5 protein-coding genes and 1 pseudogene are annotated in these 7850 nt (G+C 43.7%); 1 reads left to right on the top strand and 5 read right to left on the bottom strand.

Annotation, left to right across the window (positions count from 1 at the left end; all coding sequences use genetic code 11):
- Positions 1 to 153: 153 nt before the first annotated feature.
- Entirely contained in the window at positions 154 to 300 is a 147-nt protein-coding gene (locus AACT52_RS02150; RefSeq protein ID WP_158054977.1) for a hypothetical protein, read from the bottom strand.
- Between the two features lie 59 nt (positions 301 to 359).
- Here AACT52_RS02150 and AACT52_RS02145 point away from each other — a divergent pair, with 59 nt between their 5' ends.
- Positions 360 to 1100, top strand: coding sequence for a DUF429 domain-containing protein (locus AACT52_RS02145; protein WP_073635898.1), 741 nt, complete (start codon positions 360 to 362; stop codon positions 1098 to 1100).
- A gap of 49 nt (positions 1101 to 1149) precedes the next feature.
- On the opposite strand, the gene glgP is transcribed toward AACT52_RS02145, so the two are convergent.
- The 4 genes and pseudogenes from glgP to AACT52_RS02130 form a co-directional block, all read right to left on the bottom strand.
- The gene (glgP, locus tag AACT52_RS02140) at positions 1150 to 3711 is read right to left on the bottom strand and encodes an alpha-glucan family phosphorylase (RefSeq protein ID WP_073635897.1); all 2562 of its coding nucleotides are present in this window, start codon (positions 3709 to 3711) and stop codon (positions 1150 to 1152) included.
- 416 nt (positions 3712 to 4127) lie between these two features.
- The gene (locus tag AACT52_RS02135) at positions 4128 to 5033 is read right to left on the bottom strand and encodes an extracellular catalytic domain type 1 short-chain-length polyhydroxyalkanoate depolymerase (protein WP_073635896.1); all 906 of its coding nucleotides are present in this window, start codon (positions 5031 to 5033) and stop codon (positions 4128 to 4130) included.
- 693 nt (positions 5034 to 5726) lie between these two features.
- Positions 5727 to 5855, bottom strand: coding sequence for a hypothetical protein (locus AACT52_RS41145; protein WP_272937144.1), 129 nt, complete (start codon positions 5853 to 5855; stop codon positions 5727 to 5729).
- Positions 5856 to 6707: 852 nt separating this feature from the next.
- A pseudogene (locus tag AACT52_RS02130) lies at positions 6708 to 7817 on the bottom strand (IS630 family transposase).
- Positions 7818 to 7850 lie beyond the last annotated feature (33 nt).

Here is a 7850-nt window from a genome sequence, read left to right as displayed (position 1 = left end):
ATGGTTCAGCGATTAGCATAATTTTTAACCTCTAAAAACTTTTCAAACATCCTCTAATATGTCGGCAGTGTAGTTTTTGTAAGACATGACTTTTCTTGTGTATGAGTTATTACAAGATTTAGAGCCATCTTTGTAGCGACATAGACCACAGAATCAATCAATATAATAAGCAATTTTTTGCTGTTTTTTTTGTGTTCGTGGGATCATTATCTTTGCCCAAGTCCAAAAGTATTTAGCAACTATTTCAGCTTTAATTGAGGACTGTTCTCTAGACTCATCAAAGAAAGAAGTGTCAGTCATAATTTCTAATCAAAAGTACGATAGTCTCTTGTTTAATAGCTTATCTTATTAATTCAACAATGAAATTTCTCGGAATTGACTTAGGGTGGAAATCCCAACCCAGCGGCTTATGCTACTTACAATTAATCGATGGAAAACTCCAAATACAAGACTTAGACCGCAAGGAACTGATTGCAGATATCCTCACCTGGATTGATACCTGCGTGACATCACACGAACCCGCCATCATCGCCGTAGACGCACCCACTCTCATCCCCAACGCTACCGGGAGTCGCCTACCCGACAAACTTACCCACAAATACTTTGGCAAATATCACGCTGGATGCTACCCGGCAAATCTCGGCTTACCCTTTGCAGAACGGACAGTAAAATTTGGCTTAGAATTAGAATCGCGTGGTTTCACTCATGCACCAACCATCGAACCACAAAAACCTGGTAGATATCAAATAGAAGTCTTTCCCCATCCAGCCATAGTTCATTTATTTGGTTTAGAACGAATTCTCAAATATAAAAAAGGACGCCTCAGCGATCGCCGCTTAGAACTCATCAAACTCTACAATTACATTACAGAAATCTTACCCTCTCTCCATCCTCCTCTGTGTCCTTGGCGTCTTGGCGGTTCGTTTCTTCCTGAAATACCCACCACAGGCGTAGCCCTCAAAGAAGTCGAAGACAAACTCGATAGCCTCATCTGTGCTTATGTAGCAGCATACTGGTGGTATTGGGGTGAACAACGTAACCTGGTACTTGGCGATCGCACCACTGGCTACATTGTCATCCCCTCAAAAAGTCAAAAGTAAAAAGTTAAAAGCCAAAAGAATTTCTTTTTATTTTTTACTTTTTACTTGTTTACTGTGCCCAAACAATCAGCCTTGGCTCATAAGGACTGGAAAGGTGTTTGTGTTTTGGCACCACGCGCAAGGACAAGCCTTGCAAACCAGAGGTATTATACACGACGTCAGCCGTGTAAATACTCAATGCGTCCTTATCTTCGCCTTGGTAATCCATCACCACAGGTACACCGTTGATAATATCGCCATTGGCATCGATAGCACCTTGGTAAAGTTCCACCTGCACATCATCGTTCGTCAAAGTTGCCAAGTCAATCTTGGCTTTGACGTTGACGGTTTGATTAACCTTAATATCTGCATCTGAGGATACGTTCACATCTTTGATTTTGATGTCGTACCAGTGTGCGGTGAGGTTCTCTTTCCAATGAGCTAATTCTTTAGCTGGGGCGTAGTTATCGACAGTGAGGGTGTGGTAGCGATCGCTTGCTGGGAAATAAGCCCGCTCTGCATATTCTCGCACCATCCGCGCCGTGTTAAAGAACGGACAATTTAACTGGATTGCATCTTTCATTTTGTCAATCCACCGGCGAGGCAAACCATCGACATCTCGGTCGTAAAATAAAGGCACGACTTCCTTTTCTAGGATATCGTACAGGGCATTTGCCTCTATTTCATCTTGGTAATCGGGGTCATCATACATTTCCCCGTGTCCGATTGCCCAACCGGTACGGACATAATCAGCTTCATCCCACCAACCATCTAGTACGCTTAAATTCGGCAAACCATTCATAGCCGCCTTCATACCACTGGTACCGGAGGCTTCGCGTGGACGCCGGGGATTATTTAACCAGACATCGCAACCCGCCACCATCAATCTGGCTATATGAATGTCGTAGTTAGGAACAAACACTATCTGCTTTTCCAAGCCTTGTTCTTCAATAAAGTGATTGATATCGCGGATGAGTTCTTTACCAGGAATGTCTTTGGGATGTGCCTTACCGGAAATTACAAATTGTAACTTACGGTCTTTATTAGCTAACAAAAGCCGCCTGATGCGCTCAACATCGCGCATCCACAGAGTGGCACGTTTGTAGGTTGCAAAGCGACGGGCAAAGCCGATAGTGAGAACATTTGGATCGAGAACTTCTTGTGCAGAGGCAATTTCTGAGGCAGAAGCACCACGATCTCGCAAATGCTTCACCAGACGTTCCCGCACGTACAAAACCATGTCCAAACGACAGCGTTCGTGATTGCGCCACAACTCCTCATCGGGGATGGCGTCCATCCGTTCCCATAAGGGGTTATCGGTTGCTGCTGATGACCAGCTTGGTCCAAGATAGCGATCGTACAACTCCTGAGTCGATTTAGAGACACAAGAGCGGGCATGAACGCCGTTAGTAATTGCGGTAATCGGCACTTCCTCTACTGGCACATTCTGCCACAAACCCTTAAACATCTGCCGCGAAACCACACCATGCAACTGTGCTACACCGTTAGAAAATGTTGCCGTTTTCAGCGCTAGCACCGCCATACTGAAAGGTCCAGACAAATCACCAGTATTTTCGCGCCCCAAGCTCAAAAATTGGTCTTTATTCAAGCCAAAAATTTCAGCATAGCGTCCCAGGTAGTGCAACACTTTGTCTGGGGAGAACAAGTCAATTCCCGCTGGTACTGGCGTGTGAGTGGTAAAGATATTACTAGAAGCGACGACTTGTCTAGCTTCGGTATAACTCAGCTTTTCTTCCTGAATCAGGATGCGGATACGTTCTAGGGCAGAGAAAGCCGCATGACCTTCATTCATGTGATAGGCAGTAACATTGTACCCTAGCGCTTTTAGCATTCGGACACCACCGATCCCCAGCATGATTTCTTGGTGGATACGCATATCGATATCGCCACCGTAAAGCTGATCTGTGATGTCCTGGTCGTAAGCGTTATTTGGTTCAATGTTGGTGTCCATCATATACAACGGCACCGATCCCACCTGTACGCGCCAAACCCTTGCATACACAATACGCCCTGGGTAATCTACCGCAATCCGCAATTCTGAACCATCAGGATTGCGTTCCAGGTGCAAAGGCATATTGTAAAAGTCGTTGATTGGGTAGCGTTCCTGCTGCCAACCATCGGCGTTTAAATATTGAGCAAAATAGCCCTGCTGATAAAGTAAGCCCACACCAACCAAAGGTAGTCCTAAGTCGCTGGCAGATTTGAGGTGATCCCCAGCCAGAACTCCTAAACCTCCAGAATAGATGGGCAAACAATCTACAAGCCCAAACTCAGCCGAGAAATAGGCGTAGTATTCTTTTTGCTTTTGAGTCCGGTGTTTCTGATACCAGGTACGCTCTTGCAAATAATCTTCTAACTGACGCGCGGATCGATCCATTTGCGCCAGGAAGCCTTCATCTTCCACAACTTCCAACAAACGCGCTTGGCTAATGGTACCAAGCATCAAAACTGGGTTGTGACGGCTAGATTCCCACAAGTCGGGGTCTAAGCGACGGAATAAATCTTTTGTCTCAACGTTCCAATCCCAGTGCAAGTTATATGCCAACTTCCGTAGCGGCTCAAGTCGCTGCGGTAGTGAAGGGGAGACATTAAAAGTGCGAATTGGCTGCATAAGTTACCGAAACTCTAGCTTTAGCTATGGTTATTGTTGATTGTATTTCCCTTATGCTGTCAATTCTTTATACTAAGTTTGTGAAGTTACCGTGACATTGTTAACTTTTAAAAAGTATTCTCAGTTTCCTTACCAAAGCGGACAACAAGGATATTTCAAATTCTCCGCGTTACCCTTTGCCCTATTTGGAATACAGAAAAACTTATCAGAAATATGTATCCTGTCTGTCAATCTAGCAAATATGAGTAGTAAATTTACAAATATTTATATTCTGGAAAACACCTACTACGGCGAATGGGTGTCTTAACGGTTGGATGACCTGACTTTTCACAGTTCGTTCTCAAACCACGAAACAGCGTGGCTTTTTCCACAGCAGGATTCTCAATAGTTTTGGATTAATGATAATTAGCTAACAACTAGGGTAGAGTATGGCTTTGAAAAAAGTTCCAAATTTCCTGACTTGCATTAAAACCAAGTTTAGCATTCAACTTATTTAGGCTCTCATCACTAGAAGCACCGCCAGGCCAAAAATGTCCACCGCCTACGACATCTGCAAGCAACACCTCTGAGTCACCATTGCAGCCTGAGTACCGAGAGGTTTTGACTTTGAGGCGATCGCTTTGATTAGAGCTTTCTTGCTCTGGTCTTTGAGTCTCGGAGGTACATTGATTATGTGAACGCCAAAAGTTTACTGTTTCTGGAATAGAAACCAGCGCTCCTCGTTGATTCTTATTATCTCCCTGATAATGTACAGCTTGATCGTTTGTACCGTTGATCATTAGCATTGATATTGGAGTTTCAGGCTGGCAACTCGGTTTAAGTCGGACTGGAAGAGAACCAGCGACTGATGCGAAAGCAGCAATTTTATTAGGTAGCTTACAAGCCAGAGCTTGGGTAAGTATTGCACCTTTGGAGAACCCAGTGGCATAGATTCTATGGCTGTCAATGTTTCTAATTTCCTGAAGATGATTGATTAAAGCGGCGACAAATGAAACATCATCTACCTTTTTTTGAGAATTACCTCTAAGGGTCCATCTATGGTCAATTCCATCTGGATAAACGGCAATAAACCCTTCTTGCTCCGCCAAATCATTAAAGCGAGAAACATCACTGATTGAACGACCAGTACCATCATCGCCATGAAATACTAAAACTAATGGCATAGGACGGTCTGGATTATAGGATTTTGGAGTATAAATGTAGTAAGTGCGTAACCGTGCCTGGTCACTTAACTGTCCATAATTATCACCCACCAAGGTTTCTTCAGTAGGAATACTTCTTTCCTGGGCCTGAATTGAATGATAGGCTGTGATCAAAGTCATGGAGAATACGAAAACCAAAATTTGTCTAAGAATTCGGGGATTCATATGGCGCATCAGGGTATCTTCAATTCAAAGAGCAACTATTAGTTGGACTATACGTGAGTGCAAAAGTTTCTCTGGCTAGTACAAAAGCTACCGAGAACACCAAAGCTTTTACTTTCATCAAATTAATAAATATTGAATTGCAAAATGATTACTGCTTGTGTAGCAGTAATGCGGGTTTAAAGTATATTACGTTTGTTTGGCTACTTATCAAATTATATTTATTTGCTTATTGATAACCTCCTACAAACGGACTAATTAATCGGCTAATTACCTCCTACAAAGGGGTTAATTGATTCAATGAAAACATACAACCGCACCGAAAGTTGCAATGAGACTTTGGCTATTTGTAGGTTTGGGTTTCACAGGATTTTGATAGGTCTTATTGAGATTTTATGACCTATCTTTTCTTACTATAAATCGTTTTATCCTTTATAGAATAAGCTTTTCCGGCTATTTAATAGCCCCGTCATCGGGGGCGGAAATAACAAGGGCAGTAAAAAAACAGCTAAACCTTGATGGAATCACTATTATTTCCTTGAGGATAGCTGCCTTCTTGCACTAGTACACGACGGCGGAAATAAAGCTACCCTTCGGGTTCACCAGTCGCCGTGAGAGCGGGAAACCCTCCAAAGGGCGCTGGTTCACCATTCACTCATAGCGCGAAAAGCCCATAGAATCAGCCTTTTGAATGCGTGACTTTTGAATGCGTGCCTTTTGGCGAACGCGCAGCGGTACTAGTCGCATTAACATAGCAGCAGAGAATTTGGCGATTACCATACATCATACATAATACATAGACTTGTCCTAGTGACAATACTCACAATGATAGAGATGGCAACGCTGCAAAAACTATCAGGGCAGAGGGAAAGCCGTCATTCGCAGCGCAGTTCATGCAGCATCTTGCCGGGTTGGGCATCGCCGCGATCATTTAAGTTCTCCCCGGCGTAAACGCATGGGGATTCTAGCCTGACGCCCGTCCGCACTTCATTAGTCATTAGTATTCATGCATCCACGAGAAATCGTGAAAAACGTACTAAGGACTAATGACTAAGGACTCGAAATCCCACTCCTTTTAAGGGTGGGATGAGTTAATATTTTGTTACTGAAGATTTAATTGTCAACACCCCTGCCTAAAGGCGAGGGGCTTCCAGCCTCAGACTTTTAGGATTAGTTGACCAGACTAAGTACCTTGAGTACTACGTTATTGGTAAGCGTTTAAGTTCCTACCTTGGGATGCGTTCGCGCAGCGTGCCGTTAGGCATAGCTAGTTCCATGCTCTAGAAATCGAAGATTAAACAGGTGTACAGGGTTAAGCCAGTGTCTTCGATATAGTACCGACCAATAACATTGTCGAAGCTAACTTTACTCCCTTTCGGGAAGGCTCCACGGAGCAAAACCGTTATGCGTACAGGGTGAACGAGTTGAGATGGTAATTGTCCCATTGAAAGTACATTACAAAAGTACAACGATTCAAGTAGCTCCAAGGCGGTAATGGTCAACCAAGAAATTTAAAGCCGTCCTACAAGGACGGGGTTTCAGACCTAAGGAATTTCGATGAAAAGATTTAAGGAGAATTAGATAGATTTTTCTTAACTGTTGCTAGTAGTCCACCAAAGCAACTTTGCCGGGTCAGACAGTCGGGTATAAGCGCTCCATCTTTCTGCGTGCATCCGTGGTTTTAAAGCGCCAATTCACACTTGCTCGTTGAGAATTACGCTGTTTCTCCCAAGCGGCAATTTTTACCTCCAAAGTTGAGCGATCGCCAATCCGTGTCTCTAAACATTGACGAGATAAAACGGACAATTCAATCTCCACCTGGTTTAACCAAAAGCGCGTGTTTAGGCGTATAGTGAAACTCGAGTTTTTGTATGATTCTCCGGGCTTCTTGTGGGTTAAAGGCTTCATATAAAGCTGCGGGATTGTGGATATTTAGGTTATCGACAACTAGGCGAATAACTTCCGCTTCTTGGCAATAAATGTCTACCAAATCTTTCATTTGTTTTGCAAAATCTATTTTGGTACGCTGCTGTGTAACTTCTATGTGTCGCCATCCTGCCAAAGGTTGAAAATACGCAAATAAATTAACAGTGCCGTTGCGTTTATACTCGTAGTCATAACGCTCTGGCTGGTCAGGTTCAGGAGGCAATGGTTGCCTAACCTCTTCTACTAGTTGATACGGGGTTTCATCAAAACAGACTACTGGGCGTTTGGGATCATAAGGCTCATTGTATAAATCTAATAAATCTTCCATCCGTAAAACATACTCAGCATTTACCTCTGGTATGCACCATTGTTCCTTCAACCACGGTTTTACTTCGTTTTTTTTAAGTAGCAGCGAACTGTTTCATCACAAATCGAATCGACAACGCCAATACCTACTAACTCGTCTGCCAAAAGCTGCATTGTCCAACGAGTACGCCCCTCTGGAGGAGATGAACAAGCAGTAGCTATCAGAAATGCTTCTTGCTTACCATCGAGTTTGCGAGGTTTGGGTGGATGCGGCCTATCCTGAAGGGCAAAGTCTATACCTCCAGTTACAAATTTCTGACGAGTGCGTTCGACAGTTGAGACGTTGACTTTAAGCGCTGAGGCGATCGCCTCATCTGTTTTAGCTTCACTTGCCATCAGGAGAATATAGGCGCGGGTGATTGTTCGCGCCTTACGCTTACCTGTTTTTATTAGCGACCGCAGTTGAGATTCCTCAACCTCACTCAAATCCACAATGTATTTCTTTGTCATAATGCCACCCACGCGCAATCTTGGAGTAGCTTA

The organism is Scytonema sp. HK-05, assembly GCF_963872035.1.
Classification (GTDB): Bacteria; Cyanobacteriota; Cyanobacteriia; order Cyanobacteriales; family Nostocaceae; genus Kalymmatonema.
The sequence above is the reverse complement of the archived record's forward strand: the minus strand, read 5'-3'. Positions and strand labels throughout refer to the sequence as shown.

Bases quoted from the DNA above. Each gene is read 5' to 3' on its own strand.
- AACT52_RS02150 (WP_158054977.1), bottom strand. From the start codon at position 300: ATGACTGACACTTCTTTCTTTGATGAGTCTAGAGAACAGTCCTCAATT.
- AACT52_RS02135 (WP_073635896.1), bottom strand. From the start codon at position 5,033: ATGACTTTGATCACAGCCTATCATTCAATTCAGGCCCAGGAAAGAAGT.
- AACT52_RS02145 (WP_073635898.1), top strand. From the start codon at position 360: ATGAAATTTCTCGGAATTGACTTAGGGTGGAAATCCCAACCCAGCGGC.
- glgP (WP_073635897.1), bottom strand. From the start codon at position 3,711: ATGCAGCCAATTCGCACTTTTAATGTCTCCCCTTCACTACCGCAGCGA.
- AACT52_RS41145 (WP_272937144.1), bottom strand. From the start codon at position 5,855: ATGGTAATCGCCAAATTCTCTGCTGCTATGTTAATGCGACTAGTACCG.